This is a genomic window from Clostridioides sp. ZZV15-6598 (assembly GCF_020657705.1).
In the GTDB taxonomy this organism is placed as follows: Bacteria; Bacillota; Clostridia; order Peptostreptococcales; family Peptostreptococcaceae; genus Clostridioides; species Clostridioides difficile_F.
This window is the reverse complement of the sequence record NZ_JAGWCS010000338.1, coordinates 1-397: the sequence shown is the minus strand read 5'-3', so window position 1 is coordinate 397 and position 397 is coordinate 1. Positions and strand designations below refer to the sequence as shown.

The window sequence follows — 397 nt, the reverse complement described above, 5'->3', positions numbered from 1 at the left end:
ATATTATAAGAAAAATTATGTGAGAGCTAGAAGATTTATATAAGTGAGGTGATAAAGTGTCGCAAGATTTATTACAAATAATAAAAAAAGCTGCAATGGATGCAGTAGAAACAAGTAACCCAATGAGAGTTGTATTTGGAACAATAGAAAGTGTTAGTCCACTAAAAGTTAAGATAGAACAAAAACTATCTATTGATGATTTTTTTCTAATACAGACAGATACATTTAAAAGATATACAGATAAAAAAATAGGAGATAAATTGGTTTTAATTAGGATGCAAGGAGGACAACAATATTTGATTTTAGATAGGATGTGATAAAGTGTTACCAAGTGATAATTTAGATTATGATATTGAAGATGTATCAATAATTAATTTTGATGTAAGGCAAGAACCAA

At 27.0% G+C, this 397-nt stretch carries 1 protein-coding gene; it reads left to right on the top strand.

The window, feature by feature from the left end:
- Positions 1-56: 56 nt before the first annotated feature.
- The gene (locus KGF50_RS21925; RefSeq protein WP_077705821.1) at positions 57-317 is read left to right on the top strand and encodes a DUF2577 domain-containing protein; all 261 of its coding nucleotides are present in this window, start codon (positions 57-59) and stop codon (positions 315-317) included.
- The last annotated feature ends 80 nt before the right edge of the window (positions 318-397 follow it).